Origin of the sequence: Streptomyces sp. NBC_00989 (genome assembly GCF_045162655.1) — a bacterium.
Taxonomy (GTDB): Bacteria; Actinomycetota; Actinomycetes; order Streptomycetales; family Streptomycetaceae; genus Streptomyces.
Window position 1 is genome coordinate 5136258 of the sequence record NZ_CP108728.1, and the last position, 26575, is coordinate 5162832.

The window sequence follows — 26575 nt, forward strand, 5'->3', positions numbered from 1 at the left end:
CTGTCCGTACGGCGAAGGCCGGTTCCGGTGACCCATGTCACGCGGAACCGGCCTTCGCCGTACGGGAGTTGCCGCTTACACGCCGGCGTAGGAGTGCTTGCCGCCGACGAAGATGTTGACGCCGTAGTAGTTGAACAGCCAGCAGCCGAAGGCGATCAGGGCCAGGTAGGCGGCCTTGCGGCCCTTCCAGCCGGCCGTGGCGCGGGCGTGCAGGTAGCAGGCGTAGGCGACCCAGGTGATGAACGCCCAGGTCTCCTTCGGGTCCCAGCCCCAGTAGCGGCCCCACGCGGACTCGGCCCAGATCGCGCCCGCGATGATCGTGAACGTCCACAGCGGGAAGACGGCCGCGTTGACGCGGTAGGAGAACTTGTCGAGGTTCGCCGAGGCGGGCAGCCGCTCCATCACCGAGGTGGCGAAGGCGCCGGGCGTGCCGCCGGCCGCGAGCTTGCTCTCGTACGAGTCCTTGAAGAGGTACAGGAGCGTGCCGACGGCGCCCACGTAGAAGACCGCGCCGCAGATGATCGCGGTCGAGACGTGGATGTACAGCCAGTACGAGTGGAGGGCGGGAACCAACTGGTCACTGGCGGTGTACAAGACAGTGACGGCGATACCGAGATCGAGGAGGACCGTCGTGACCAGGAACAGGCCGAGCCAGCGCACGTTCTTCTTGAGCAGCAGCAGCGCGAGGTACACGCCGACGGCGACCGTGGAGAAGGTGATGTTGAACTCGTACATGTTGCCCCAGGGCGCCCGCTCCACCGAGGCCGCGCGGGCGATGACACCGCTCAACTCCACGAGGAACGCGAGAACGGTGAGGGACACGGCGATACGGCCGTAGAGGTCGCCCTGTTCGTCCCCGCCGTGCGCGCCGGGACCGTCCGGCACGTCGCGCGAGCCGGACGCGGCCCGGACGACGACCTTCGGCCGCTCCAGCACGGTGGTGCCGCCGGCCTTGTTGACGGTGACGGCGGGCGCGTCCGCCTTCTTCGCCCCGGCACCGGTCAGCGCGGCGGCCGTACGGCCGATCTTGCTGCGGCTGCCGAAGGTCCATTCGGCGATGTACGCGAAGAAGGCCAGGGTGTAGACGGCCATCGCGGAGTAGATCAGCGTGTTGCTGAGGTTGGCCAGGTGCTCGTTGGTCGCGGCGGCCAGATTGGTCACGGAGGCGATGTCGGTTGCGGCGGCGAGAGTCACTTCTCAGCCCCTTCGGCGGGTACGGGCGGTTCGACGCCGGAGTCGGATTCGTGGGTGTCGGCGTCGGAGTTGGGGGTCTTCGGGTCGTCGTCGGTCTTCGTCGGGGCCCGGTCGTGCACGAGCGCGGCCAGGTCGCCGAGTTCCTCGGGGAGTTTCGCGGACTCGCTGCGGCCGAGCCCAGCCATCTCGACGACGGTGATGCCGTCGTCGCCGGTGGTCGCCCGCACCCAGACGCGGCGGCGCTGGATGAACAGGGAGCCGGCCAGACCGAGGATCGCGGTGAGCGCGCCGGCCAGTGCCCAGGTGGTGCCGGGCTGCTGGACGACCTGGAAGCCCGCCCACTCCTTGATCTGCTTGTCGAAGGTGATCGACCCGGCGCCGTTCGGCAGCGTCATCGTCTCGCCGGGCAGCAGCTGGGCCTTGAGGATGTTGCCCTTGGCGTCCTTGAACTGCTTCAGGTTCTTCGTGTCCAGCTGGTACACGTTCTGCGGGATGCCCGAGTTGACGCCGAGGTCGCCGTGGTAGCCGGTCACGTTGAGCACCGGGTAGTCGAGCCCGGGGTACTGGGAGAACATCGTGCCGCTGCCCTTGGCGTACGTCGGCACGAACAGGGCGGCGAAACCCAGCTGTTCGGCGACGCCCTGGGTGTTCTTGTAGCCGTCGAGGACCTTGATCGCGCCCTGCGAGGTGACGTTCGAGTCGATCGGCAGCATCGGCACGGCCTGGTGGAAGACCACCTTGCCCTTGCCGTCCCGGACGGTGACGACCGGGGCGTAGCCGTGGCTGACGAGGTAGACCTTCGAGTCGCCGATCTCCAGCGGCTCGTTGACCTTGATGGTGTGCTTCTCCGCCTTGCCGTAGGCGCCGAGGCTGTAGGTGATGTCGGCCTGGAAGGTGCTCGGGGTGCCGCGGTTGGGGCCGGTGCGCTCGTAGGTGCCGATGAAGTTCTTCAGGTTGAAGCTGAAGGGCACCAGGTCGCCGTCGCTGAAGAGGTTGCCGGACTTGAAGTCGTCGTACTGGGTGAGGGTGTTGGAGAAGCCGTCGCCCTCGACGATCAGTTTGTCGCCCTCGGACTTGAAGAGCTGGCCCCAGGCGAAGGCGATCAGCATCACGATCAGCGCGAGATGGAAGAGGAGGTTGCCGGTCTCGCGCAGGTAGCCCTTCTCGGCGGCGACGGCGTCCCCGGCGACATGGGCGCGGAAGCGGCGCTTCCGCAGGGTCGCGAGGGCGACTTCCCGGACCTGCTCGGGCTCGGCGGCGGTGCGCCAAGTGGCGTACGCGGGAAGGCGGTTGAGGCGCTTGGGCGCGCCCGGCGGGCGGCCGCGGAGCTGGCCGACGAACTGCCAGGTGCGCGGGATGATGCAGCCGATGAGGGAGACGAACAGCAGGACGTAGATCGCGCCGAACCAGGCGGAGCCGTAGACGTGGAAGAGGCCGAGCTTCTGGTAGATCGGCCCGAGCGTCTTGTGCGCGTCCTGGAACTCGGAGACCTTCAGCGCGTCGGTGCCGGTCTGCGGGATCAGCGAGCCGGGGACCGCGCCGAGCGACAGCAGGAACAGCAGCATCAGCGCGACCCGCATCGAGGTCAGCTGGCGCCAGAACCAGCGCGCCCAGCCGAGCACTTCACGACCGGTCCAGGCGAGCCAGCCCGTCAGGCCGGGGGCGCGGTTGCCGCCGAAGGAGCCGGGCATGGCCGTCTCGACGGGGGCCGTGGAGAGCTGGGAGCCCGCGGCGCCGAGGTCCTGGTCGTCGCCGGAGGGGTCGGTCCCGGGCTTCTCGGCGGGCGAGTCGGCGGTCGTCTTGCTCATCGATCAGATCCCTACAGTGAAGCCGTCGGACCAGCCCTGCATGTCCTGCACCAGCGCGTCCCAGGCGCCGGTGAGCAGCAGCACGCCGGTCACGATCATCATGGTGCCGCCGACGCGCATCACCCAGACATAGTGGCGCTTGACCCAGCCGAAGGCACCGAGGGCCTTGCGGAACGCGACCGCGGTGAGGACGAAGGGGACACCCAGGCCGAGACAGTACGCGACGGTCAGTATCGCTCCGCGTCCGGCACCCGCCTGGGTCATGGAGAGCGCCTGCACGGACGCGAGGGTCGGGCCGACGCACGGGGTCCAGCCGATGCCGAACAGCGCGCCCAGCAGCGGAGCACCTATCAAGCCGGTCGTCGGCCGCTTGTGGAAGCGGAACTCACGCTGGGTCAGCCAGGGCATCATCCCCATGAAGAACACACCCATGAGGATCATGAGCACGCCCAGCGTCTTGGACAGGACGTCCTGGTTCTCCTGGAGCGTCTGCCCGAAGTAGCCGAACAGGGCCCCGCCGGACACGAACACGACGGTGAAGCCGAGGACGAAGAGGGAGGCACCCGCGACCATCCGGCCGCGCCGGGCCTCGCCCAGGTCGGTGCCACTGACGCCGGTGACATAGGAGAGGTAACCGGGGACGAGCGGCAGGACGCACGGGGAGAAGAAGGAGACGAGCCCGCCGAGCACGGCGATCGGCAGGGCGAGCAGCAGGGCCCCGTCGTAGACCGTCTGGTTCTGGCCCGGCAGGGCGGCGGCGGCGAGCAGCACGTCAGCTCACTTCTCCGCGATGACCGGGTCGAGCATCTCGCGGAGCTTGTCCTCGCTGAGTGCCTGGAGTGCGCGTGCCGCGATCTTCCCGTCCCGGTCGATGACGATCGTGGAGGGGATGGCCTGCGGGTTGAGGGTGCCCTTCTTGAAGCGGAGCATCAGCCGGCCCGTCGGGTCGTACAGGCTGGGGTACGGGACCTCGTACTTCTTCTCGAAGGCGACGGCCGGTTCGGTGCTGGTGTCACGGGTGTTGAGGCCGACGAACTGGACGTCCTTGTCCGCGGTGGCCTTGGCGACCTGGACCAGGTTGTCCGCCTCGGCGCGGCACGGGGAGCACCAGGAGCCCCACACGTTGACGACGAGGACCTTGCCCTTGTAGTCGGCGGTGTTGAGCGTCTTGCCGTCGATGGTCTTGCCGGACAGGTCGGGGGCGGCCTGGCGGTCGCCCTTCTTGACGGTCGCGATGCCGTCGGAGCCGGTGATGAAGTTGGTGTTGCCCGAACCTCCGGAGGTGCCTCCGGAACTGCAGGCGGAAAGCACCAACGCGGCGACGGCAACGCCGGCGGTCGACAGGACGGCGCGGCTACGGGCGCGACTGGCGGCACTCATGTGAAAAGTTTCGCATGCCCGTTCCGGGGATCTTGCGCGCCCCCCTCACGGGCGGAAAACCGCATTTCAGGCGACGTTTCAGGCGCCCCGTCAGGCGGCGTCTCCGGTGGCGGTGGAGGAGGCCGACGAGGAACTGCTCGGGCTCGCGGCCAGGAAGGACTTCCAGCCGCCGGCCGGTGCCTGGCCGACATCGAGGGTGCGCAGCTTGGCCAGCACCTCGGGCTTCTGCACGTCGATCCAGTCGGTGAACTGCTTGAAGGAGACGAGCCGGACGTCCTCGCCCTTCTCCTTCAGCCGGGCGATGTGCTTGAAGGCCTGCTCGACGGCGTCCATGTAGATGCCGCCGTTCCAGTGCTCGAAGTGGTTGCCGATGAAGAAGGGGGCGCGGTTGGACTCGTAGGCGCGCTGGAAGCCGGAGATGTAGGCCTGCGCGGCCTGGGTACGCCAGCCCGGGTAGTTGTAGGCGGGCGCGTTGGTGGAGTTGACCGACTGGTTGGCCAGCATGTTGTAGTCCATCGAGAGGACTTCGAAGCTGTGCCCGGGGAAGGGGACGGCCTGGAGCGGGTAGTCCCACACGCCGTTGCGCTTCACGGGCCAGACCTGGCGGCCGCCGGGCGAGGAGGCGTCGTAGCGCCAGCCCAGCGAGCGGGCGGTGGGCAGCAGGTTGTCCTGGCCGAGGAGACAGGGCGTCCGGCCGCCGACGAGCTCCTTCTCGTAGTCGAAGGGCAGGGACGGCAGGTCGGTCCAGCCGGTGTTGGTGCGCCACTCCTTGACGAAGGACTTGGCCTGGTCGATCTCGCTGCGCCACTGCTGGGGCGTCCAGTTGCCGACCGTGCCGTAGCCGGAGCAGAAGTGGCCGTTGAAGTGGGTGCCTATCTCGTGGCCCTCCAGCCACGCGCGGCGGACGTTGGTCAGGGTCGCCTTGACGTGTTCGTCGGTGAGGTAGCCGATGTCGGAGGCGCCGCGCGCGTTGTTCGGCGGGTTGTACTGGCGCTTCTTCGACTCGGGCAGCAGATAGATGCCGGAGAGGAAGAAGGTCATGCTCGCGCCGTGCTGCTTGGCGAGGTCGAGGAAGCGGGGGAACAGACCGTTGCCCACCTCGCCCGCGCCGTCCCAGGAGAAGATCACGAACTGCGGCGGGGTCTGCCCGGCCTCCAACGGCACCGGCTTGGCGGGCTGCTTGGGCTGCTTGCCGGTGAAGGACGTGGAGCCGTCACCGATGGGCTTGACCCGGGGCTCCAGGGACTTGGTGGGACCACCCGAGGGCCCCTTGCCGGAACCGCCGGAGGAGGGCTTCGACCCGTCCGAACCGAGCGTCCCGCACCCCGCGAGTCCTACGGCCGCCGCGGCGCCCGCACCGACTCCGAGCGCTCCCCGTCGAGTGAGACTCCGCATTGCTTCCCCATCCGTCGCGTCCTCTGTGGTCTACCTGTGAGAGGACGCGACAGACAAGAAAGTTCACCATGAACGATGTGGGTTGCGAAACAAATGTCACAGAGCTGTCACGAGACCGGCCCCTGACGAGTGGTCAACCCGCGTTTGTCAGGCGCCGAACGCTTTGTCCTTCCCCTTGACGGGCTTGGCGCCCGCGAGGAGATGGGCCGGGACGAGATCACGGGCCGGCTCGGTGTAGCCGACGGACACGATCTTGTCGCCCCGGTAGGTGAAGGTCGTCAGGGACGCGAGCGTGCACTGCCGCTTGCGCGGGTCGTGCCACAGCCGGCGCCGCTCGACGTACGACCGCACGATCCAGATCGGCAGCTGATGACTGACCAGCACGGCTTCGTGACCGCGGGCGGCGTCCTTGGCGGCGTCCATCGCCGCCATCATCCGCACCACCTGGTCCACGTAGGGCTCACCCCAGGACGGCTTGAACGGATTGACCAGGTACTTCCAGTTGTCGGGCTTCTTCAGCGCGCCATCTCCTACGCCGAAGGTCTTGCCCTGGAAGACGTTGTCGGCCTCGATGAGCCGCCCGTCGGTCGCGAGGTCGAGCCCGTGCGCCTTGGCGATCGGTGTGGCGGTCTCCTGCGCGCGCTCCAGCGGGGAGGCGACGACGTGCGTGACATCGCGGGAGGAGAGGTGCTCGGCGACCCGGTCGGCCATCTGCCGGCCCAGCTCGGAGAGGTGGTAGCCGGGCAGCCGGCCGTACAACACCCCTTCGGGGTTGGCGACTTCACCGTGCCGCATCACGTGGACGACGGTGATGTCACTGTCACTGCTGCTCATCGGGTGGCCTCCGCCGCCGCTCTGGCCGCCGCCGGGAGGGCGTCGGCGATCCGCTGGATGGCCCGTTCGTCGTGGGCCGTGGAAACGAACCAGGACTCGAAGGACGAGGGCGGCAGATAGACCCCGCTCGCCAGCATCGAGTGGAAGAAGGCGGTGAAGCGGTACGACTCCTGCGCCTTGGCGTCCTCGTAGTTCCGCACGCTGCGGTCGGTGAAGAACACGGAGAACATGTTGGAGGCGTTCTGGATCCGGTGCGCGACACCTTCCTTGGCGAGCGCCTCGGTGACGAGCGACTGGATCTGCGCCGATACGGCGTCGATCGTGTCGTAGGCCGCGTCGTCGAGGAGCCGCAGCTGGGCGAGGCCGGCGGCGGTCGCGACGGGGTTACCGGAGAGGGTGCCGGCCTGGTAGACGGGCCCGGCGGGAGCGAGGTGCGCCATGATGTCGGCGCGCCCGCCGAACGCGGCGGCGGGGAAGCCACCGCCCATGACCTTGCCGAAGGTCATGAGGTCGGGCACGACGCCGTCGATCCCGAACCACCCTGCCCGGCTGGTCCGGAAGCCGGTCATGACCTCGTCAGAGATGAAGAGGGCACCGTTCTTCGAGCAGGCGTCCTTGAGCCCCTGGTTGAACCCGGCGACGGGCGGCACGACGCCCATGTTCCCGGGCGAAGCCTCCGTGATGACGCAGGCGATCTCACCGGGATGCCGATGGAAGGCCTCGTTCACGGCTTCGAGGTCGTTGTACGGCAGGACGATCGTGTCGCCGGCCTGGGCGCCGGTGACGCCGGGGGTGTCGGGCAGCGCGAAGGTGGCGACTCCGGAACCGGCGGCGGCCAGCAGCGCGTCGACGTGACCGTGGTAGCACCCGGCGAACTTGATCACCTTGGGCCGCCCGGTGAACCCGCGGGCGAGCCTGATGGCGGACATGGTCGCCTCGGTCCCGCTGCTGACGAGCCGCACCTGCTGCACGGGCTCGACGCGGGCGACGATCTCCTCGGCGAGCGCGACCTCGCCCTCACCGGGGGTGCCGAAGGACGTGCCGCGCGAGACGGCGTCGTGGACGGCGGCGATCACGTCGGGCTGGGAATGCCCGAGGATCATGGGACCCCAGGAGCAGACGAGGTCGACGTACTCGCGCCCGTCGGCGTCCGTCAGATAGGGACCGTTGCCGGAGACCATGAACCGGGGCGTGCCGCCGACGGCGCGGAAGGCGCGCACCGGGGAGTTCACGCCGCCCGGTGTGACGACCGACGCACGGTCGAAGAGAGCCTGCGAGACGGGCGCATCGTATGGATAGGGCAGGGCTTGCGGCGCTCCGCTCGCCCCTCCGCTGGGCGTTTCGCGTGGCGTTCCGCTGGGCGTTTCGGTCATGACCTGCGACTTCTCCGGCTTCTCGGACTTCTCGGGATGAGCTGGGGCTCCGGTGACTCAGTGACCTCCTCAGGGTAGGCGGCGGGAGACCGGGCAGGGGCCCCCACCCGTCTGCGAGACTGGGACCTGATACACACAGACACACACAGCTCATGCGGGCGACGGTGTTCAGGGCTTGCGCAGATCCTGCGGACAGGTGTTTCAGCGCACGTTTCGGCGGGCGGCCGTGGGGGAGGTCACTGACACGATGATCGGGTTGCGCGGCGAGGGTCACGCGTCCTGGAAAAGCAGTCGGGTGGAGATATGCATCGCGGTGGCGGACTGGGCGAGGGGACTGACGACCTGGGTCCTCGGCGTGCCCGGCGGGGGAAGCACCGGCGCGACGAGGAGGAAGCCGCCGAGGCACGGCGGGGCGGACCTGGATCCGGCTTGGGTGCGGGTTCTGGTTCGGCTTCGAGTTCAGGTGCAGGATCGGGTTCTGGTTCCGGTTCGGGTGAGTCGGATCGGGATGAGCGACGTATCGAACGTCGGATCGATCAGTTGCGGGCGGGGAGCAGGAATGGTGGTCGGGTGGGGGTGACCTACAAATACTTCGGCGCGCCCGACGGCGCGACGGCGGCCCGCGTCCCGATCTCGATGCGCCCCGAGGAACTCGGCGGCGACGAGCTCGGGATGAACGGCATGTTCACCAAGATCAAGCCGGAGACGATGGCCGCGATGGTCCTCACCGGCATCGAGGGCGTCCCGCTCAACAAGGTGCCCCCGCTGGAACTGGTGGTCCTCCACCCCGACTACGCGGTCGTCAAACTCCCGATGACGGTCGTCGACCCCCTGCGCGGAATCGGCGAGGAGGCGGTCGGCGCGGCGGCGTTCATCTGGTCGACGGTGCCGGACCGGGGTGGGCCTCGGGACGCGTTCAACGTGTATCAACTGCTGCACGAGTGGCAGGACTTCAGCCATCGGTTGCATGAGGCGGGGCATCAGCCGTACTGCTTGGTGTGGCCGTGAGTTGAGGGTTCGAGGTGTGTGTGGCGGGCGGGGTTTTCGGACCCCGCCTTTTTCATGCCCTGAGGTTCATGTCCTGAGGTTCGTACCCTGACGCGTCGTCGGCTGCCCGACCGCCCTACGGCCGGAAACCGTCGATCGCCAGCTCCATCAGGCGGTCGGCCTGGGCCGCGCCCTCGGGGTTGTCGGGGGTGCGCCACAGGCAGCTCAGGAGCATGATCACGTCGGTGGGGTCGAGGCCGGGCCGTACCGCGCCCGCGCGTTCGCACGCGTCCAGGAGCCGGCCGACCGCGGCGGTGACGGCGACCGACGTCGTGCTGACGACCTCCTGCGCGGCGGCCGTGTTGAGCGCGTCGCCGAGGCCGTGCTTGAGGCGCACATAGGCGGCGAGGGTGGTGAACCACCGCCGTAGCGCGTCCAGCGGGGCATGGGCGGCGAGGACCTCCGGCACGGAGCCGACGAGGCGGTCCACGTCGAGGCGGTAGACCTCCAGGATCAGCGCCTCCCGCGTGGGGAAATGCCGGTAGAGCGTGCCGGCGCCGACCCCCGCGCGCTTGGCGATCGAGTTGAGCGAGACGCCCGGGGACTCGGCGAACGCGTCGTGGGCGACCTGGAGGATCACCTCCCGGTTCTTCAGCGCGTCGGAGCGCTGCGGCGCGGTGTCGGTCATGGGTCCTCCTGGCGGGCGGACGGTCGGGCGGACAGGCGAGCGGTCAGTCGGGCGGGCGGGCAGGCAGGCGAGCGGCCGGACACGGGCAGGCGGGCGTCCGATTGCGAAACGGAGAGTTCTCCGTTAGCGTCGCGAGAGTCAATCGGAGAGTTCTCCGTTTGCTCCCGTTCCCCATTGTAGGAGCTCCCTCGTGCGTTACATCAAACTCGGCCGCACCGGCCTCGACGTCTCCCCGGTCGCCATCGGCGCCATGACCTACGGCGCACCCGACCGCGGCCACCCCGTCTGGTCCCTCGACGAGGAGTCCAGCCGTCCCCTGATCAAGCACGCCCTCGAAGCCGGCATCAACTTCTTCGACACCGCCAACCTGTACTCGAACGGATCCAGCGAGGAGATCCTCGGCCGCGCCCTCAAGGACTTCGCCGACCGCGACGACGTGGTGATCGCGACCAAGCTCCGGCACCCGATGCGCCCGGGCCCCAACGGCCGCGGCCTGTCGCGCAAGGCGGTCATGACCGAGGTCGACCACTCGCTGCGCCGCCTCGGCACCGACTACATCGACCTCTACCAGGTGCACCGCAACGACCACGCGACCCCGCTGGAGGAGACCCTCGAAGCCCTCAGCGACCTCGTCAGGGCGGGCAAGGTGCGCTACCTCGGGGCCTCGTCCATGCACGCCTGGGAGTTCGCGAAGGCGCTGCACCTCCAGGAGCGGCACGGCTGGGCGCGGTTCGTGTCGATGCAGGACCACTACAACCTGCTCGCCCGCGAGGAGGAGCGGGAGATGATCCCGCTGTGCCTGGACGAGGGCGTCGGCACGATCGTCTGGAGCCCGCTGGCCCGTGGCCGGCTGGCCCGCGCCTGGGACGACGCGAGGTCCACGAACCGTTCCGCCACCGACGGCGACTACGCCGACCTGCTCTACTCGCCGGCCGAGGACGCGTCCAACCACGCGATCGTCGACGCCGTCGGGAAGGTCGCCGCCGCACACGGCGTGAGCCGCGCGCAGATCGCCCTGGCCTGGCTGCGCCACCAGCCCGTCGTCACCGCACCCCTGGTCGGGGCCGGTTCGATCCGCCAGATCGACGACGCGGTGGCTTCCCTGGACGTCGAGCTGACCGACGACGAGGTGCGTGAGCTGGAGGCCCCGTACACGCCGCGCCACGACTGGCAGGGCGTGTCCGACGAGGCCGAACTCGACGCGATCCGGGCCCGCATCCCCGGTATGGCGCTGTCGTGACACCGAGGGACGAGTCCCGGCTCCTGCCCAACTCCCTTACGAGTCAAGCCTCAAGGAGACATCGATGACGCAGGAACAGGTGTTGGTGACCGGCGGATCCGGATTCATCGGGAGCTGGTGCGTGCTCGCACTGCTGCGCGCCGGGTACGACGTCCGCACCACCGTGCGCGATCTGGGACGGGAGCCCGCGCTCCGCGCGCGGTTGCACGCCGCGGCCGATTTCGACGACGCGAGGCTGACCGCCGTACGGGCCGATCTGCGTGGTGACGACGGGTGGGCGGACGCGGTCCGCGGTTGCGCGTACGTGCTGCACGTCGCCTCGCCGACGCTGCGGAACGCGCCGGAGAGCGAGGAGGCGATGGTCGACGCCGCGCGGGAGGGCGTTCTACGGGTGCTGCGGGCGGCCCGCGACGCCCGCGTCCGCAGAGTCGTACTGACCAGCGCGTTCGGCGCCGTCGGCTACGGGCATCCGCCGCGCTCGACGCCGTTCACGGAGGACGACTGGACGGACGTCGACAGCTGCATCCCGCCGTACCAGAGGTCCAAGACTCTCGCCGAGCGGGCGGCCTGGCGGTTCGTCCGGGACGAGGGCGACGGACTCGAACTCGCCGCCGTGCACCCGGTCGGCGTGCTCGGGCCGGTCCTCGGGCCCGACGATCCGCCGTCACTGCGGATCATCCGGGGCATGCTCGACGGCGAGATGGCCATCTGCCCGCCGTTCGGGTCGAGTTGGGTCGACGTCCGGGACGTGGCGGACCTTCATCTGCGCGCCATGACCGACCCCGCGGCGGCCGGTGAGCGCTGGCTCGCCTCCGCCGGTCGCAGCCTGCGCTCCGTCGAGGTCGCCCGCATCCTGCGCCGAAGGCTCGGCGAGCGCGCCGCGAAGGCGCCCACCCGCGAACTGCCCCTGGCCCTCGCCCGCTTCCTCGGCCGGTTCAACCCCCAACTCCGCGCGCTGCGCCCGCAGCTCGGCCAGGACTTCGACGCAACGGGCGCGAAGGCGCAACGCCTCCTCGGATGGACGCCCCGTCCCGTCGCCGACACCATCGCCGACACCGCGGAGAGCCTCCTCGCCCACGGTCTGGCGACGGGGAGGTGAGCCCCCGGTCCACGGCGGGAGCACTTCGGGAAACCGTATTGCCCAGTGCGGCCCTGCGTTCGACGGCAGGGCATGTCAGGATGATGATCTGACAGCCACTCACCAAGACGGAGCCTGGCCCCATGACCTCTCCCAGCGGGGACGGCAGTGGCGCGCAGCCACTGATCATCGACACCAGCAAGCCCCACCCGGCCCGGATGTACGACTACTTCCTCGGCGGCAAGGACAACTACGAGGTCGACCGGGAGGCCGCCGAGCAGTTCATCAAGGCGGCGCCGGAGGTGCGGGAGGGCGTGCGGGCCAACCGGCGCTTCATGCACCGGGCCGTCCGGCACATCGTCGAGGAGGGCGGGGTACGGCAGATCCTCGACATCGGCACCGGGCTGCCCACCGAGCCGAACGTGCACCAGATCGCGCACGCCATCGCCCCGGACACCCGGATCGTCTACGTCGACAACGACCCGATCGTCAGCACCCACTCGATGGCCCTCATGGAGGACACCGACACCTCCGTCATCCTGGCCGACCTGCGCGATCCCCGCGCCGTCCTCGACCACCCCGAGGTCCGCAAGGCCATCGACTTCGACCAGCCGGTGGCCGTACTACTGGTCGCCGTCGTGCACTTCCTGTCCGACGACGGGGATCCGTACGGCATCGTCGCGACCCTGCGCGACGCGCTGCCCGCCGGTTCCTATCTCGTCCTGTCGCACGCCACGGGTGACATCCACGAGGACGGCCGGCACGACGCGGCGTCCGTCTACAACCGGGCCACCGCCACCCTCAACCTCCGCTCGCACGCCCAAGTCCTGGACTTCTTCGGCGACTTCACGCTCGTGGACCCGGGCCTGGTCCGCGTCACCCACTGGCGGCCCGAGGAGTCTCCGGCTCCGGGCGCCGCGCCGATCGGCATCTACGGCGGGGTGGCCCGGAAGGACAACTAGCCACCCGTGCCCCGCCGTCAGTCACCTATCGTGATCGTTCTGCCCTCCCGGCCCGGCAACGAGAAGCCCAGCACGGTGCTCGTGTCGCGCAGGGTTTCCGGGAGGGCTCCCGCCGCGCCGGTGCCTCGGGCGCGTTCGAGGCGTTGGGGGCGGGTCAAGGTGAGGCCGAAGTCCTTCGTGAGGCCGGCGCCGTCCAGCAAGTCGCAGAGGAACAGCATGTGTTCGTCGAGCGGCACCTGTTCGGCGCGGACGGCACGGACGCCGTTGAGCAGGGCGGTACGGAGGACCGGGTCCGGGTGGTGGCGGGTTCTGGTGAGGAGGGTGCCGGGGGTGTGGCGCAGTGCTCCTCGTTCGGTGAGGGCGGCCGTGTGCAGTGCGAGTGCCTCCCGGCCGCGTTCTCTGAGCCAGCGGGTCACCGTCAGGGGGCGGGGAGTGAGCGTGGCGGTACGGGCGCGTAACGCGGACAGCAGGTCGTCTGCCCAAGTCAGCCCCGTGCCAGGCGTGTTGGGCAGGTCGGGCGTGCTGGACCTCAGCTCGATCCCGCCTCGCAGCTGGTAGATCTCCAGGCCCAGTTTTCTTGTCTTCCGCGGTCTGACCAACAGCCTTCCACGCAGGGCCAGTTCGCCGAGTTCCGCCGCCGCGCAACCTGCCGCTGTCTGGGCCGAGTTGGGCACCCTGCCGTTCTCCCCGTACGACAACAGGGTGAACTCCTCGGGCAGGGACAGGCGTTGGAGCTGCGCGGGTCCGAACATGCGGTGCATTCTGCATGGCGGGGCGGCCGCCCGGGGTCAGGTCGCGGTACCGGGCAGGTCGAACCACACCGCCTTGCCCTCCGGGCGGGACAGGCCGTCGTACGGTACGGCGATGCCGTGGCCCCAGCTGCCGCCGGTGAGGGCGTCGACCAGGAACAGCCCCCGGCCGCCGGTGTCCCTGCGGCTCGGCCGACAGCCACAGGGCGGCGCCGTCACCCTTGGCGTGCAGGCAGGCGTTCGTGATGAGTTCGGAGGTGCAGAGGGTCGCGTCGCCGATGAGTTCGTCCCCCAGTTGGACACCGTGCAGACCGACACCGGGCACGGTGCCGCGTTCCTGGACTCCAGCGCCCAACTGCGCTGCCACCGAGGCCTTTTGGAACGCATCGCCGGCCCCGCGCTCCCCCAGGACGCTTCCCTCGCCCTCGTCCGCGACATCGCCCAGAACCTGTGAAAGGCCACCCATGCACCCCATCCTCCAGTGGCAGAAGTCGTCGTTCTCCGGAGGCGGCAGCGGCGAGGACTGCCTGGAAATAGCCGCCGGCCCCACCACCCTCCACCTCCGCGAAAGCGACCGCCCCGCCACGATCCTCAGCCCGCCCCACCCCGGCGCCCTCCACGCCCTCATTCGCCAAATCACCCAGGAACCGTGAAAGGCCATCCGTGATGGTGGAGCCAGCTGCACCCCCAACCAGGTAGCCCACCCCCTCGTGGCGGCAGCCCGGCGACGGCATCGTTGATCTCGCAAGGTCAAGGTCAAGGTCAACGACTCGCCGGAAGGAAACCGACCGCCATGCCTCACACCGCCGTCTCCCTCACCAAGGACGCCCGTACCGCCCAGCCGTCCCCCGCCCGGCGCACCCCGCACACCACCCCTCGCGTGATGCCCCTCTGGCAGGCGATGGCCCACCTGTTCGCCCCGGCCGACCGCACGGTGCGGCCGTGAACTCCCGCGTCACCCGCCCCTACTGAGACGCGCCGCGCCGCATCCCCCACTCCCGTTCGGCCACGGCAAGACCCCGCTCCAGCGTCTCGACGAACCCCGTCCGGGTCACCGTCGCCACCGACTCGGCACCCGCGGCCGCACCCCGATCGCCGTGCAGCCGGCAGGCGAGGTGGATCCAGTCGCCGTCGGGGAAGGCGTACGCCCACACGTCGTTGGTGCACTCCCCCCACTCCAGGAAGTCGCAGGCGAAACCCGCCGGTCGCGCGCCCGGTGTGCGGAAGCGCCGCAACTCGTCGGTGAGCTCCTTGACCAGCAGGGGCGGGTAGAAGGCGTTGTCCCACGTGTTCACATGCAGCCCGCCGACGAAGACATCGACGCACAGCAGATGGGCGTCCTGTTCGAGGTGGAACTCCAACCCGAATCCGGCCCGCGTCCCGAACAACATGCCTGCCTCCCCGAGATCCGGCCCGGCAGCCACACATCCGCCCCGCCTCGACCCGACCCTACTGATCCACTCGCGGCGCACAGTCGGCAAAGCGCCGCGAAAGCCAGGCCCCCGGAGTCACCCGCAGTGCACCCGGCGTTCATGTCATCCGCGAAACATGCGCCACATGAGACGTTTCACCCCCGCCCTGGCCCTCGGCACGGCCGCGCTCCTGGCCACCCCCTTCGCCGCCCAGGCCACCCCCGGCAACGCCCACACCGACAGCTACGGCACGAAGGCCGTGTACCAGCCGGAGCAGAACTCCCGCTCGTACCAGAAGGTCCCGGCCGGCTTCACCCCCGTCTTCACCGAGAACGTGTCCCGGCACGGATCGCGGTCCGCGACCGACAGTTCGGACGGCGACCTGATCCTCGCGCTCCTGGACAAGGCGCAGGCCGAGGGCCAACTCACCGCGAAGGGGCGGGAGTTCGGACCGAAGGCGCAGGCCCTCGAAGCCGCCATGAGCACCGTCGGGTACGGCGACCTCAGCGCGCGCGGCAAGCAGGAGATCCAGGCCACCGCCGTACGGATGGAGAAGCGGCTGCCGACCCTCTTCGCGTCGATCGCGAAGAACAAGGAGCCCATAGATGTGGTCAGTTCGGGGCAGGGGCGTGCCGTCGACAGTGCCAACCTCTACGGCGCCGCCCTCGCCCGGACCGACCCCGACCTGACCTCCCTCATCGGCGCGACCCGCACCGACAAGGACCTCCTGTACTTCCACAAGGCCGACGGCGGTGCCGCGTACCGCGACTACATCGCGAACGACAAGCGCCTCGCGGCCACCCTCAAGTCCGTCACCGACCAGCCGAAGACCCACCGCGCCGCCCGCGACGTACTGAAGAAGCTCTTCAAGCCGGCGTTCGTGGACCGGATCACGGCGGGCGAGTTCGCGTCGATCGGCACGGACGTCGAGGCCGCGACCGCCGTCTACAACCTGTACGCCATCGCCCCCGCGATGAGCGAGGAGAGCCCGGGCGGCAAGGGCTGGGGCATGGACCGGTACATCTCGGCGCGCGACGCCGACTGGTTCGGGTACGTCTCCGACGCCGAGGACTTCTACGAGAAGGGGCCGGGCTTCGCGGACAGCGACATCACCTACAAGATGGCGAACGTCCTCCTCGACGACTTCTTCAAGAAGGCCGAGGCCAAGCGCGACGGCACGAGCGACCTGGGCGCCGAACTCCGCTTCACCCACGCCGAGGAGATCATCCCGCTGGCCGCACTGATGGGCCTGCCCGGCAGCACGAAGGGCGTCACCACGGCCAAGCCGTACACCTACGGCAGCAACCCGTGGCGGGGAGCGGCCGTCGCGCCCCTCGGCTCCAACATCCAGTGGGACGTGTTCCGCAAGGGCAACACCTACCTCGTCCGCATGCTCTACAACGAGAAGGAGACGGCGTTCAAGACCGGCTGCCGTCCCATCTCGAAGGGCAGCAAGTTCTACGACCTGAACGAGCTGGAGCGCTGCTTCGGGCGGACGACGACCTCGAACGGCTGATCAACTCCCGCCCCCGACACCGGCGTTACGACGGCTCCGCGCTCCCCCAGGCGCGGGCCACCGCCGCCCCGAACTCCCGCCCACGCATCCCGGCCCGCCGGTACGCGGCGACGGCGGCCGTGTTGTCCGCGTCCACCATCAGCGCGGCGCGCCCGTGCTCCCGTACGAGAGCGTCCACGACGAACCGCGAGACGGCCGCTCCCAGGCCCCGCCCCCGCGCCTCCGGACGCGTCACGACCCCGGCCATGAAGCCGCACCCGGCCCCCGACCACGCGTCTCCGGCCACCGCGAGCAGCGTCCCGCCGCCGTGGGGGTCGTGGGCACCGGCCCAACGGCGTGTTCCGGGGCGGCCGGGCTGGGCGTAGGAGTCGGGGAAGCAGTCGTCGAAGACCGTCGCCGCTTCCTTCTCGCCGCCCCCGTCGAGCCACGCGACTCCATCCGGGACATCGGGCGGCGGGTCCGTCGTCTCCATCCAGAGGAACTCTGGTCCGCCGGCGGCCACCAGCCCGGGAGTCCCGCGCACCAGCGCCGCGATCAACTCCGCGTCCCCGAACGGGCGGTAGCCCGGTCCGGTCGCCGCCAGGGCCTCGTCCCGTACGAGAACGAGGGCGTCCTCCGCCTTCCCGTCGACCGCGATCCGGTGCCGGCCGGAGAGGCCCGGGCTGACCACCGCCGTCGCCGAGCCGTGGCGGAAGACGCGGACGCCGGGCCCGAGCCGGCCGTCGGGCCGCAGTCGCGCGGACCAGAGCAGATGGCCCGCCGCGTCCTCGCCGTGGAGTCCGTCAGCCTCGGCCACGTGCGCCCGCTCCCGCCCCGGTTTCCACCACGCCCCCCACCGTGAACCCGATCACCGACCCGCCGCCCTCCCGTCGTAGCGCGAACGGCGCCCCGCCATGGGCCAGGGCGACCTCGCGGACGATCGACAGGCCGAGGCCCGAGCCGGGGAGGGAGCGGGCGTCGGCCGCGCGGTAGAAGCGGTCGAAGATGCGGAAGAGGTCGGTCTCGGAGACTCCGGGGCCTCGGTCGAGGACCTCTACGCGGACCGTGCCGGGCCGGGCCGGGCCCGAGATCGAGATCTCGATCGGGGTCTGGCCCGCGCGGTCGAACTTGGCCGCGTTCTCGACGAGGTTGGAGATCGCGCGCTGGAGCATGCCGGGGCGGCCGTCGGTCGTCGTGTCGCCGCTCGCCCGGACCGTGATGTCGCGGCCGGTGCGGCGGCGGGCGAGGACCGCCACGTCCTCCGCGATGTCGGCGAGGTCGACCTGCTGGGGCGGTTCGGTGTCGGACTGGCCCGCCGCGAGGTCCACCAACTCGTTGACCAGGTCGGTGAGTTCGCGAGCCTCCTGGCTGAGGTCCGCGACCAGTTCCTCGCGCGTGCCGGGCGGCAGTTCGTCCATGCGGCGCAGCAGGGAGATGTTCGTACGGAGGGAGGTCAGCGGGGTGCGGAGTTCGTGGCCCGCGTCCTGGATCAGGCGGCGCTGGTCCTCCTCCGACTGGGCGAGGCGGCCGAGCATCCGGTCGAAGGCCCGGCCCAGGCGGCCCACCTCGTCGTAGCCGGTGACGGGGACCTGGACGCCGAGCCGGCGGGTGCGGGCCACGTCCTCGGCGGCGGCGGTGAGGATGATCAGGCGCCGGGTGATCCGCCGGGCCAGCCACCAGCCGCACAGACCGGCGAGCACGACCACCGCCGCCATCAGCACGAACGTCCGCTGCTGCAACGCCCGCAGCAGATCCTCCGTGTCGCTGAACTCCTGCGCGACCTGCACCGCGCCCCGCCCGTCGCCGAGCGAGACGGTCGCGATGCGGTACACGTCCTCGGCCACGGCGACGTCCTTGTGCTCCGCCGTCTTCCCGGCCACCCGCTCGCCCGCGATCGCCCGGTCGTCGCCGGTGACCGGCAGCGCCGGGCTGCCGCTGTCGAGGACAGCGCCGTCCTGCCCGAGCACCTGCACATCGGTACGGGCGGGCCGCACGATGTCGTGGCCGGGCGCGGAGGAGGAGAAGTCCTCGGTCGTCATCCGGTGCGTCCGCACCTCGTCCTGCAGATCCTGTACGACCTGGTCGAACACGGACTCCTGGTCGACCCGGACCAGCCGGGCCGCCGCGCCGTACGACAGCACGCCGACGAGGAGCGTGACGACGGCGGTCACCGCCGCGAAGGACAGCACGAACGTGGTGCGGAGCGAGATCAGCCTCGGCCGCCGGCTCGCCACCAGCCGCCGCAGGCGTCCGCCCACTCAGTCCTCCCGCAGCACGTAACCCACGCCACGCACCGTGTGGATCAGCTGCGGCGCGCCGGGCTCGTCGAGCTTGCGGCGCAGGTAGCCGACGTAGACGGCGAGGTTCTTGGAGCCGGGGCCGAAGTCGTAGCCCCAGATGCGGTCGTAGATCGTGGAGTGGTCCAGGACGATGCCCGCGTTGCGCACGAGCAGTTCGAGAAGCTCGAACTCGGTCCGGGTCAGCTCCAGTTCGCGCTCGTCGCGCCAGACGCGGCGGGCCTGGAGGTCCATGCGGAGGCCGGCCGCCGCGATCTGCTTGTCGGAGAACGAGGAGAGAGAGGAGAGGGAGGACGACGACGGTGACGTCTGCGCGGTCTCCCGCAGGCCGTCGGCGGAGGTGCCGGAGACGCCGTTCGCCGGGACCGGGCTGGTGCGGCGGAGCAGGGCGCGCAGCCTCGCGAAGACCTCCTCCACGTCGAAGGGCTTCACCACGTAGTCGTCGGCGCCCGCGTCCAGGCCCGCGATGCGGTCGGCCGTCTCGACCAGGGCGGTCAGCATGAGGATCGGGGTGCGGTCGCCCTCGGCGCGCAGCACCCGGCAGACCTGGAGTCCGTCGATGCCGGGCATCATGACGTCGAGAAGCAGCACGTCCGGTGGGGTGCGGTGGGCCTGCGCGAGCGCCTCGACACCGTCGGCGACCGCGGTCACCTGGTAGCCCTCCAGGGTCAGGGCCCGCTCCAGGGCATGACGGATGGCACGGTCGTCTTCGGCGAGCAGCACAGTCTGGGGCACGCCACCCAGTGTGCCAAGGCCTCCGGCGGTCGGGCGGTGGGGGCGGGTCTGCGGGTGCCCTTTTTACCTGGCTCTCACCGAGGTGGGCGCAACCTGGGTCCACCTCCTACCGTCTTCTCACGGTCGGGTGTGGCTGGCGTCCCTGGGGGCTGCGCCCCCAGACCCCCATCGGCCCTGAAGGGGCCTCGTCCTCAAACGCCGGACGGGCTGATTTTGCCGGCCGGGGTGAGAGGGCGTGCCCCCAGCGGGTGGGTGGGGGATCGGGATGGCATGTGCACGGGCTCAAACGCCGGACGGGCTGATATTGAGTGCCGCCAGTTGGTCGGCGAAGGGTACGACCGTCGGCTCGCTCGCCGGGCGGGCTGCCGACAGGCCCCTCATCAGCGCCCCCAACTCCCCCGCCGCTCGTTCGATCCGCTCCGGCAGCCCCTCCGCGCCCCAGTCCTCCGAGGCCGCGTACACCGCGGTCGGGACGATGACCGCCCGCAGGTAGGCGAAGAGCGGGCGGAGGGCGTGGTCCAGCACCAGGGAGTGGCGGGCGCTGCCGCCCGTCGCCGCGATGAGCACCGGCTTTCCGGCCAGCGCGTCCTTCTCCAGCACGTCGAAGAAGGACTTGAACAGTCCGCTGTACGACGCGGAGAACACCGGCGTGACGGCGATGAGCCCGTCCGCCCGCGTCACCGCGTCGAGGGCGGCCGCGAGCTTCTTGCCGGGGAAGCCGTTGGTGAGGTTGTGGGCGATCTCGACGGCGAGGTCACGCAGCTCGACGACCTGTATGTCGACCGGGGCCTCCCGGTCCACCGCCGCTGCCAGCCGGTCGGCCAGCAGCCTCGTGGACGACGGAACACTCAGCCCCGCCGAGACGACTACGAGCTTCATGCGACGGTCACCCCTTCCGGAGCCTTTTCCGATACGGCCGCGCGCAGCGACTCGTGCGTCGGCGCGTCCGGCACGTCCGCCGGGCGGTTCGCCGCGAACTCCTTGCGCAGCACCGGTACGACCTCCTCGCCCAGCAGGTCGAGCTGTTCCAGGACCGTCTTGAGCGGCAGCCCGGCGTGGTCCAGCAGGAACAGCTGGCGCTGGTAGTCACCGGCGTAGTCCCGGAACGCCAGGGTCTTCTCGATGACCTCCTGCGGGGAGCCGACGGTCAGCGGGGTCTGGTCGGTGAAGTCCTCCAGGGAGGGCCCGTGGCCGTAGACCGGCGCGTTGTCGAAGTACGGGCGGAACTCGCTCACCGCGTCCTGCGAGTTCTTGCGCATGAAGACCTGGCCGCCGAGTCCGACGATCGCCTGCTCCGGCGTGCCGTGGCCGTAGTGCGCGTACCGCTCCCGGTACAGCTCGACCATCTGCTTGGTGTGGTCGGCCGGCCAGAAGATGTTGTTGTGGAAGAAACCGTCGCCGTAGAAGGCCGCCTGCTCGGCGATCTCGGGGCTGCGGATCGAACCGTGCCAGACGAACGGCGGTACGTCGTCCAGCGGGCGCGGCGTCGACGTGAAGCCCTGGAGCGGGGAGCGGAACTTGCCCTCCCAGTTCACGACGTCCTCGCGCCACAGGCGGCGCAGGAGGGCGTAGTTCTCGATCGCCAGGTTGATGCCCTGGCGGATGTCCTGGCCGAACCAGGGGTAGACCGGGCCGGTGTTGCCGCGGCCCATCATCAGGTCCACCCGGCCGTCGGCCAGGTGCTGGAGCATCGCGAAGTCCTCCGCGATCTTCACCGGGTCGTTGGTGGTGATGAGGGTGGTGGAGGTGGAGAGGATCAGCTTCTCGGTCCGCGCCGCGATGAAGCCGAGCATCGTGGTGGGCGACGAGGGCACGAACGGCGGGTTGTGGTGCTCACCGGTCGCGAAGACGTCGAGCCCGACCTCCTCGGCCTTCAGCGCGATGGCGACCATGGCCTTGATGCGCTCACGCTCGGTCGGCGTCCGTCCGGTGGTCGGGTCCGGTGTGACGTCGCCGACGCTGAAGATCCCGAACTGCATGGTCGTTCACCCTCCAGGTTGTTGATTATTCAACTATACCCTCCAACGGCCACCCCTTCACACATATTCCGACCGGCACCACCGCCGCCCTCCGGCCGTTGTCAGTGGCTCGTCCTACGATCGCCTCATGGCCGCCCCGGACCGTGACACCCGAGGAATCGTCGACCCCGCCGAGCTCCTCGCCCGCGTGCGCTTCCGCCGCCCCGAACCGGCCCCGCCCCTGCGCCCGTACGTCGAGCACTACTGGCTGATCGACTGGGACCTGACCGAGCCCTACGTCTCCCACGTCGTCCCGCACCCGGCCGTGCACATCGTCTTCCAGCACCTCGCCGGCGAGGACGCCTTCGTCGAGGTCGCGGGCATCCCGCACGGCCTCTTCGCCCAGAAACTGGAGGGGCGGGGACGGGTCTGCGGCATCAAGTTCCGGCCCGGCGCCTTCCGTACCGTCGCCCCGGACCGGCCCGTCTCGGAGTGGACCGGACTGCGCGTCCGGCAACCCGACGTGTTCCCGGACATCGACCCCGCCACGGTCCTCGACCTGCCCGGCGAGACCGCCCGCGTCGCCGCCCTCGACACCTTCCTGCTCGCCCTCAACCTCCAGCCCGACCCACAGGCCGAGCTCGCGACCACCCTGGTCGACCGCATCCGCACCGACCGCACGATCCGCCGCGTGACCGACTTCGCCCGGGCCGAAGGCCTCTCCGTACGGCTGCTGCAACGCCTCTTCGCCGCGTACGTCGGCGTCGGACCCAAGTGGGTCATCCTGCGCTACCGCATCCACGAGGCCCTGGAGCGGGCCGGCGCCGACGAACCCGTGGACTGGGCGGGCCTCGCCGCCGACCTGGGCTACGCCGACCAGGCCCACCTGGTCCGGGACTTCACGACGACGGTCGGGGTGACACCGACGGCGTACGCACAGGGTGTGCACTGACGGCACGCTTCTAATCCGGTTGACCGGATGGAGGACGGTCACGGATATTTATCTGCGTGACACAGACTCTGCACAACACAAACAAATCCGAAGGGGACCCACCTCTCCCCGCCCGCACCCGCTGGGCGATCCTCGCCGTGATCCTCGCCGCCGACGTCCTCGACCTCCTCGACTCGACGATCACCAACATCGCCGCCCCGACCATCGCGAGGGACCTCGGCGGCGGCCCCGCCCTCGTCCAGTGGCTCGGCGCCTCCTACGCCCTCGCCCTCGGCGTGCTCCTCGTCCCCGGCGGGCGGCTCGGTGACCGGTACGGGCGCCGGCGGCTGTTCCTCGTCGGGCTCGGCGGGTTCGTCGTCGCCTCCCTGGGCTGCGGGCTCGCGCCCGGTCCCGTCTTCCTGGTCGTCGCCCGGCTGGTGCAGGGCGCGTTCGGGGCGCTGCTCATCCCGCAGGGCTTCGGCATCCTCGGCGCGAGTTGGCCGCGGGACCAGATCGGCAAGGCGTTCAGCCTGTTCGGGCCCGTGATGGGGCTGTCTGCGGTGGGCGGGCCGATCCTCGCCGGGATCCTCGTCGACGCCGATCTCGGCGGCCTCGGCTGGCGGCCCATGTTCCTCATCAACCTCCTCCTCGGCGGCGCCGCCCTCCTGGCCGCCCTGCGCCTCCTCCCCCGCGACACCGGCGACGGCACCGCCTCCGTCGACGGCCCGGGCTCGGCCCTGATCGCGGGCGCCATGCTCGGCCTGCTCGGCGGGATCATCCACGGCTCCGAGCACGGCTGGACCGGCTCCGCGCCCGTCCTCCTGCTCCTCGGCCTCGCCCTGTTCGCCGGGTTCTGCCACCGCCAGCGCACCGCGCCCGACCCGCTCATCCGCCCCTCGCTCCTCCACAACCGCGGCTTCACCGCGGGCCTGCTCCTCGGCGTCGTCGCCTTCGCCGCCGTCGCCGGACTCCTCTACGTCATCTCCCTCTACTTCCAGCAGGGCCTCGGCCGCTCCCCCGCGGGCACCGCCCTCGGCCTCGTCCCGCTCTCCGCCGGCATCGTCGTCTCCTCGATCGCCTGCTACCGGCTCGTCCACCGCCACGGCCGCCGCCTCGCCGCCACGGGCCTGCTGATCATCCTCACCGGCTGCGGATACCTCGCCGCGCTGGCCGCCAACTCCAGTACGGGGGTCGGTGGTTGGGCGCTCGTCCCGCCGCTCTTCCTCATCGGGCTCGGCATGGGCACCTGCTTCGGCACGGTCTACGACGTGACCATCGGCGACATCGAACCGGCCGAGGCGGGCAGCGCGAGCGGCTCGCTCAACGCCGTGCAGCAACTGGCCAACGCGATCGGTGCGGCGGCCGTGACCACCGTGTATTTCACGGCGGTCGGCGGAGGCGCGGCCCACGCGCTCCTCGTGAGCCTCGGTGTGGTCGGCGCGGCCGTCGCCCTGTGCCTGTGTCTCGTAGGACTGCTGCCGCGCACGGCACCGGTGGACCATGGTCACTGACCGTGCTGATCGCCGACGGTCCCGCTGGTAGCTTTCGCAGCGGCCGGACGACAACGACAGCGACAGCGAGCGGGGGAAGAGAGCCACGGTGAACCGAACTCAGGCCGTGACCCGGTGGTTGACGACGGACAACAACCCCATCCAGGTCTTCGGTACCGTCGCCGCCATCACCATCGGCGCGCTCGCGGTGCGCCCGGTCGGGACGTCCGGTACCGGACTCGCGGTGCTGTGTCTGTTCGTCCTGGAGTCGCTGCTGCTGTGCACGCGGCTCATCCCCGAGGGACGGCTCCCGCCCCGCGTGCAGCTGGCGGTGTTGTGCACGTGGGCGGTCGGGGCGGCCGCGCTGATGAGCCTGGACCGGTCCGGGGCGTCGGCCCTGTTCGCGTACTTCGTGACCGGCCATGCCGGATACCGCCTCGAAGCCCGCCTCGCGCTGCCCTTCGCGGCGCTCACCAGCGTCCTGTGCGCGACGGTGCTGCTCATGCCCTGGGGCGGCCACGGCACCTCGTGGGTCGTGGGCGCCTTCACCGGGGTCAGCGTGCTGGTCGGTATCTCCAACCGCGCCCACACCGCCGCGTTGCGCTCCGCGCGGGCCGCCGCCGAGCAGGCGGAGCTGGCCTCACGGGCGGAGGCGCGGGCCGAGGCGCTCGCCGAGCGGGCCCGGATCGCCCGGGACGTGCACGACGTGCTGGCCCACTCGCTGGCCGGGGTGAACATGCAACTGGAGGTCACCGACGCCCTGTTGGAGTCCGGTGACGTCGAACGGGCCCGGCAGGCGGCCCAGCGGGCGCAGAGCCTGGTGCGGTCGGGGCTGACCGAGGTGCAGCGCACGGTCGGCGACCTGCGTGAGGACGCGCTGCCGCTGGTGGAGACGTTGCGGTCCCTGCTCGCGTCCGGGTCGCACGCCGGTACGCTGACCGTCGACGGGCCGCCGCGTGAACTGCCCGTCCGCCTCGCCCAGGTGATCGTGCGCTGCGCCCAGGAGGCGCTGACCAACGCGCACAAGTACGCGCCCGGCGCCCCGGTCCGTATGCGCCTGGAGTACGCGGAACAACGGGAGCGGCCCGAGCAGTTCCCGGAGGGGACCGCCGAGGAGACCGTCTTCGAGGTGGTCAACTCCGCGCCGCCGGAAGGCTCACGGCCCCTGGCCGGTGCCGGGAGCGGCATGGGGCTGGTCGGGATGCGCGAGCGCCTCGACCTGGTGGGCGGCACGGTCACAACCGGGCCGATCGTGGACGGCGACGACGCAGGAGGATGGCGGGTGCGCGTGGTGATCCCCACATGAGCGACGAACAGCAGGCCGTTGTACGGGTGGTCGTGGCCGACGACCAGACCGCGGTTCGTGAAGCGCTGGCGACCGTACTGGATCTGCAGCCCGGCGTGGAGGTCGTGGCGACGGCGAAGGACGGCGGGGAGGCTGTGCTGGCCGCCGAGGAGCACTCCCCGGACGTGATCCTGATGGACCTCAACATGCCGCGGATGGACGGGGTCGAGGCCACCCGGCTGCTCACCGAGCGCTTCCCCCGGATCGCCGTCGTGGTGCTGACCACCTTCGCCGACGAGGAGTACATCCTCGCCGCGCTCGGCGCAGGCGCCCGCGGCTACCTCACCAAGGAGTCCGGCCGGCAGGACATCACCCGCGCGGTGCGGGCCGCGGCGGCCGGGCAGTCCGTGCTCGACCCCGCCGTACGGGACCGGCTCGTCGCCGCCGCCGCGCGGGGCGGCGCCCCCGTCGAGCGCTCGGGCACGGGACTCGCCCCGGATCTCACCCCCCGGGAGGTCGAGGTGCTCACGCTGATCGGCGAGGGCCTCACCAACCGGGGCATCGCCGAGCGGCTGGTGGTCAGCGAGGCCACGGTGAAGACCCATATCAACAACCTCTTCTCCAAGGCGCATCTGCGGGACCGGGCGCATGCCGTGAAGTACGCGTTCATCCACGGACTGGTGAAGACCCCTGGGTGAGGGCGTCCCCGTGGGCCCCGGCCGGCGCCAGGAGCCGCACACGGGCCAGCAGCAGGAACACCCGGGTGAGGACCATGGCCAGCGCCATGATGACGAAGAACGGTGCGATGGCGTCCTGCACTATCTGGTGCTCGGCCATGAACGTGCCGAGGTGCTCGCGGAACGAGGTGTTGTGCTCGGCGAGGTAGATGAACGCGACGCGCAGCGCGACCACCGCCGTCCAGATCGCCACGAACCCCGCACCGCACCGGGTGTGCACGAGCCCCGAGGCCGGGTCCCGCTCCACGCCGGTGGTGAACGTGGCGACGACACCGCAGGCCAGCCCGATCGCGGCGCCCACCAGATAGACGACGATGTCGACGTGCTGGGTGGGCAGCCCCCTCAGATAGAAGTAGCCGACCGCCGACACCGTGCCGATCGGCATCAGCACCTTGTGCAGGTCGTACTTCCGGCGGCCGTACTGCGTCAGCATCATCACCGCGAAGATGCCCCCGCTGATCGTCAGCGCCTGCTCCATGTCCGTCATGACGTCGCACTCCTCGGTCTCCGGCGGTCCGCCCGCCGCGTGTTTTCCTGAGACCGACTC

29 protein-coding genes are annotated in these 26575 nt (G+C 70.4%); 12 read left to right on the plus strand and 17 right to left on the minus strand.

All coding sequences use genetic code 11. The features are described from left to right. Window positions 1-75: 75 nt before the first annotated feature. From ccsB to hemL, 7 genes are all read right to left on the minus strand, one after another. Complete coding sequence (gene ccsB / locus OG714_RS22455; RefSeq protein ID WP_406123479.1) at window positions 76-1194, minus strand: c-type cytochrome biogenesis protein CcsB; 1119 nt, start codon at window positions 1192-1194, stop codon at window positions 76-78. Next, window positions 1191-3002: a cytochrome c biogenesis protein ResB gene (locus OG714_RS22460; RefSeq protein WP_406123481.1), complete on the minus strand. Its 1812-nt coding sequence runs from the start codon at window positions 3000-3002 to the stop codon at window positions 1191-1193. Before OG714_RS22460 ends, ccsB begins: the two co-directional genes overlap by 4 nt. A gap of 3 nt (window positions 3003-3005) precedes the next feature. Beyond that, window positions 3006-3773: a cytochrome c biogenesis CcdA family protein gene (locus OG714_RS22465; protein WP_406123483.1), complete on the minus strand. Its 768-nt coding sequence runs from the start codon at window positions 3771-3773 to the stop codon at window positions 3006-3008. A gap of 6 nt (window positions 3774-3779) precedes the next feature. Next, window positions 3780-4382, minus strand: a complete 603-nt coding sequence (locus tag OG714_RS22470) for a TlpA disulfide reductase family protein (protein WP_200686858.1) — start codon at window positions 4380-4382, stop codon at window positions 3780-3782. Between the two features lie 90 nt (window positions 4383-4472). After that, window positions 4473-5777, minus strand: a complete 1305-nt coding sequence (locus OG714_RS22475; protein ID WP_406123486.1) for a hypothetical protein — start codon at window positions 5775-5777, stop codon at window positions 4473-4475. A 147-nt stretch (window positions 5778-5924) separates the two neighbouring features. Then, entirely contained in the window at window positions 5925-6611 is a 687-nt protein-coding gene (locus OG714_RS22480) for a histidine phosphatase family protein (protein ID WP_406123488.1), read from the minus strand. Continuing rightward, window positions 6608-7915, minus strand: coding sequence for a glutamate-1-semialdehyde 2,1-aminomutase (gene hemL / locus OG714_RS22485; protein WP_406131908.1), 1308 nt, complete (start codon window positions 7913-7915; stop codon window positions 6608-6610). Before hemL ends, OG714_RS22480 begins: the two co-directional genes overlap by 4 nt. Window positions 7916-8554: 639 nt before the next feature. Between hemL and OG714_RS22490 the strand changes: the two genes are divergently transcribed. Next, window positions 8555-8992 (plus strand): hypothetical protein, encoded by a 438-nt coding sequence (locus OG714_RS22490; protein WP_019061278.1) that lies wholly within the window; start codon window positions 8555-8557, stop codon window positions 8990-8992. 115 nt (window positions 8993-9107) lie between these two features. Here OG714_RS22490 and OG714_RS22495 read toward each other — a convergent pair whose 3' ends face one another. Further along, a complete protein-coding gene (locus OG714_RS22495) occupies window positions 9108-9659 on the minus strand; it encodes a TetR/AcrR family transcriptional regulator (protein ID WP_406123490.1) in 552 nt (183 codons plus the stop codon). A gap of 190 nt (window positions 9660-9849) precedes the next feature. Here OG714_RS22495 and OG714_RS22500 point away from each other — a divergent pair, with 190 nt between their 5' ends. From OG714_RS22500 to OG714_RS22510, 3 genes are all read left to right on the plus strand, one after another. After that, window positions 9850-10899 carry an aldo/keto reductase gene (locus OG714_RS22500; RefSeq protein WP_406123491.1) on the plus strand — a complete coding sequence of 350 codons (1050 nt, stop codon included), beginning with the start codon at window positions 9850-9852 and terminating at the stop codon, window positions 10897-10899. Window positions 10900-10963: 64 nt separating this feature from the next. Continuing rightward, a complete protein-coding gene (locus OG714_RS22505) occupies window positions 10964-11998 on the plus strand; it encodes an NAD-dependent epimerase/dehydratase family protein (RefSeq protein WP_406123493.1) in 1035 nt (344 codons plus the stop codon). Window positions 11999-12120: 122 nt separating this feature from the next. Further along, a complete protein-coding gene (locus OG714_RS22510) occupies window positions 12121-12939 on the plus strand; it encodes an SAM-dependent methyltransferase (protein WP_406123494.1) in 819 nt (272 codons plus the stop codon). Between the two features lie 17 nt (window positions 12940-12956). Here the strand turns inward: OG714_RS22510 and OG714_RS22515 are convergent, their stop codons facing one another. Both OG714_RS22515 and OG714_RS22520 read right to left on the minus strand, forming a co-directional pair. After that, window positions 12957-13691 (minus strand): GPP34 family phosphoprotein, encoded by a 735-nt coding sequence (locus tag OG714_RS22515; RefSeq protein ID WP_406123496.1) that lies wholly within the window; start codon window positions 13689-13691, stop codon window positions 12957-12959. Between the two features lie 36 nt (window positions 13692-13727). After that, window positions 13728-13907, minus strand: a complete 180-nt coding sequence (locus OG714_RS22520; protein ID WP_406123497.1) for a hypothetical protein — start codon at window positions 13905-13907, stop codon at window positions 13728-13730. A gap of 76 nt (window positions 13908-13983) precedes the next feature. Here OG714_RS22520 and OG714_RS22525 point away from each other — a divergent pair, with 76 nt between their 5' ends. From OG714_RS22525 to OG714_RS22535, 3 genes are all read left to right on the plus strand, one after another. After that, window positions 13984-14142, plus strand: a complete 159-nt coding sequence (locus OG714_RS22525; RefSeq protein ID WP_406123498.1) for a hypothetical protein — start codon at window positions 13984-13986, stop codon at window positions 14140-14142. A 10-nt stretch (window positions 14143-14152) separates the two neighbouring features. Then, complete coding sequence (locus OG714_RS22530) at window positions 14153-14341, plus strand: DUF397 domain-containing protein (RefSeq protein WP_406123500.1); 189 nt, start codon at window positions 14153-14155, stop codon at window positions 14339-14341. Between the two features lie 140 nt (window positions 14342-14481). Beyond that, window positions 14482-14634 carry a hypothetical protein gene (locus tag OG714_RS22535; protein ID WP_384168313.1) on the plus strand — a complete coding sequence of 51 codons (153 nt, stop codon included), beginning with the start codon at window positions 14482-14484 and terminating at the stop codon, window positions 14632-14634. Window positions 14635-14653: 19 nt separating this feature from the next. Here OG714_RS22535 and OG714_RS22540 read toward each other — a convergent pair whose 3' ends face one another. Then, window positions 14654-15079: a hypothetical protein gene (locus OG714_RS22540; protein WP_406123501.1), complete on the minus strand. Its 426-nt coding sequence runs from the start codon at window positions 15077-15079 to the stop codon at window positions 14654-14656. Window positions 15080-15245: 166 nt separating this feature from the next. Between OG714_RS22540 and OG714_RS22545 the strand changes: the two genes are divergently transcribed. Further along, window positions 15246-16616, plus strand: a complete 1371-nt coding sequence (locus OG714_RS22545; protein ID WP_406123502.1) for a histidine-type phosphatase — start codon at window positions 15246-15248, stop codon at window positions 16614-16616. 25 nt (window positions 16617-16641) lie between these two features. Here OG714_RS22545 and OG714_RS22550 read toward each other — a convergent pair whose 3' ends face one another. From OG714_RS22550 to OG714_RS22570, 5 genes are all read right to left on the minus strand, one after another. Further along, on the minus strand, window positions 16642-17412 hold the full coding sequence (locus OG714_RS22550; protein ID WP_406123504.1) for a GNAT family N-acetyltransferase: 771 nt from the start codon (window positions 17410-17412) through the stop codon (window positions 16642-16644). Continuing rightward, window positions 17399-18853 carry an ATP-binding protein gene (locus OG714_RS22555; protein WP_406123506.1) on the minus strand — a complete coding sequence of 485 codons (1455 nt, stop codon included), beginning with the start codon at window positions 18851-18853 and terminating at the stop codon, window positions 17399-17401. The genes OG714_RS22550 and OG714_RS22555 overlap by 14 nt, the downstream gene beginning before the upstream one ends. Further along, window positions 18854-19627: a response regulator transcription factor gene (locus OG714_RS22560; protein ID WP_406123507.1), complete on the minus strand. Its 774-nt coding sequence runs from the start codon at window positions 19625-19627 to the stop codon at window positions 18854-18856. Between the two features lie 282 nt (window positions 19628-19909). Continuing rightward, complete coding sequence (locus OG714_RS22565) at window positions 19910-20506, minus strand: FMN reductase (protein WP_406123509.1); 597 nt, start codon at window positions 20504-20506, stop codon at window positions 19910-19912. Next, a complete protein-coding gene (locus OG714_RS22570; RefSeq protein ID WP_406123511.1) occupies window positions 20503-21606 on the minus strand; it encodes an LLM class flavin-dependent oxidoreductase in 1104 nt (367 codons plus the stop codon). Before OG714_RS22570 ends, OG714_RS22565 begins: the two co-directional genes overlap by 4 nt. 127 nt (window positions 21607-21733) lie before the next feature. On the opposite strand from OG714_RS22570, the gene OG714_RS22575 reads away from it, so the two are divergent. The 4 genes from OG714_RS22575 to OG714_RS22590 all read left to right on the plus strand — a co-directional run bounded on the left by OG714_RS22575 (window position 21734) and on the right by OG714_RS22590 (window position 25989). Continuing rightward, on the plus strand, window positions 21734-22537 hold the full coding sequence (locus OG714_RS22575; RefSeq protein WP_406123513.1) for a DUF6597 domain-containing transcriptional factor: 804 nt from the start codon (window positions 21734-21736) through the stop codon (window positions 22535-22537). 56 nt (window positions 22538-22593) lie between these two features. Next, the gene (locus tag OG714_RS22580) at window positions 22594-24027 is read left to right on the plus strand and encodes an MFS transporter (protein WP_406123515.1); all 1434 of its coding nucleotides are present in this window, start codon (window positions 22594-22596) and stop codon (window positions 24025-24027) included. 88 nt (window positions 24028-24115) lie between these two features. Then, complete coding sequence (locus OG714_RS22585) at window positions 24116-25312, plus strand: sensor histidine kinase (protein ID WP_406123517.1); 1197 nt, start codon at window positions 24116-24118, stop codon at window positions 25310-25312. Next, complete coding sequence (locus OG714_RS22590; protein WP_406123519.1) at window positions 25309-25989, plus strand: response regulator; 681 nt, start codon at window positions 25309-25311, stop codon at window positions 25987-25989. The genes OG714_RS22585 and OG714_RS22590 overlap by 4 nt, the downstream gene beginning before the upstream one ends. On the opposite strand, the gene OG714_RS22595 is transcribed toward OG714_RS22590, so the two are convergent. Continuing rightward, complete coding sequence (locus OG714_RS22595) at window positions 25958-26515, minus strand: hypothetical protein (protein WP_406123521.1); 558 nt, start codon at window positions 26513-26515, stop codon at window positions 25958-25960. The two genes, OG714_RS22590 and OG714_RS22595, sit on opposite strands and share 32 nt — an antisense overlap. Between the last annotated feature and the right edge of the window lie 60 nt (window positions 26516-26575).

Coding starts and splice junctions, on each gene's coding strand:
- OG714_RS22510 (WP_406123494.1), top strand. CDS start 12,121: ATGACCTCTCCCAGCGGGGACGGCAGTGGCGCGCAGCCACTGATCATC.
- OG714_RS22460 (WP_406123481.1), bottom strand. CDS start 3,002: ATGAGCAAGACGACCGCCGACTCGCCCGCCGAGAAGCCCGGGACCGAC.
- OG714_RS22575 (WP_406123513.1), top strand. CDS start 21,734: ATGGCCGCCCCGGACCGTGACACCCGAGGAATCGTCGACCCCGCCGAG.
- OG714_RS22535 (WP_384168313.1), top strand. CDS start 14,482: ATGCCTCACACCGCCGTCTCCCTCACCAAGGACGCCCGTACCGCCCAG.
- OG714_RS22540 (WP_406123501.1), bottom strand. CDS start 15,079: ATGTTGTTCGGGACGCGGGCCGGATTCGGGTTGGAGTTCCACCTCGAA.
- OG714_RS22590 (WP_406123519.1), top strand. CDS start 25,309: ATGAGCGACGAACAGCAGGCCGTTGTACGGGTGGTCGTGGCCGACGAC.
- OG714_RS22595 (WP_406123521.1), bottom strand. CDS start 26,515: ATGACGGACATGGAGCAGGCGCTGACGATCAGCGGGGGCATCTTCGCG.
- OG714_RS22475 (WP_406123486.1), bottom strand. CDS start 5,777: ATGCGGAGTCTCACTCGACGGGGAGCGCTCGGAGTCGGTGCGGGCGCC.
- OG714_RS22495 (WP_406123490.1), bottom strand. CDS start 9,659: ATGACCGACACCGCGCCGCAGCGCTCCGACGCGCTGAAGAACCGGGAG.
- OG714_RS22545 (WP_406123502.1), top strand. CDS start 15,246: ATGAGACGTTTCACCCCCGCCCTGGCCCTCGGCACGGCCGCGCTCCTG.
- OG714_RS22515 (WP_406123496.1), bottom strand. CDS start 13,691: ATGTTCGGACCCGCGCAGCTCCAACGCCTGTCCCTGCCCGAGGAGTTC.
- OG714_RS22570 (WP_406123511.1), bottom strand. CDS start 21,606: ATGCAGTTCGGGATCTTCAGCGTCGGCGACGTCACACCGGACCCGACC.
- OG714_RS22470 (WP_200686858.1), bottom strand. CDS start 4,382: ATGAGTGCCGCCAGTCGCGCCCGTAGCCGCGCCGTCCTGTCGACCGCC.
- OG714_RS22565 (WP_406123509.1), bottom strand. CDS start 20,506: ATGAAGCTCGTAGTCGTCTCGGCGGGGCTGAGTGTTCCGTCGTCCACG.
- OG714_RS22530 (WP_406123500.1), top strand. CDS start 14,153: ATGCACCCCATCCTCCAGTGGCAGAAGTCGTCGTTCTCCGGAGGCGGC.
- OG714_RS22480 (WP_406123488.1), bottom strand. CDS start 6,611: ATGAGCAGCAGTGACAGTGACATCACCGTCGTCCACGTGATGCGGCAC.
- OG714_RS22505 (WP_406123493.1), top strand. CDS start 10,964: ATGACGCAGGAACAGGTGTTGGTGACCGGCGGATCCGGATTCATCGGG.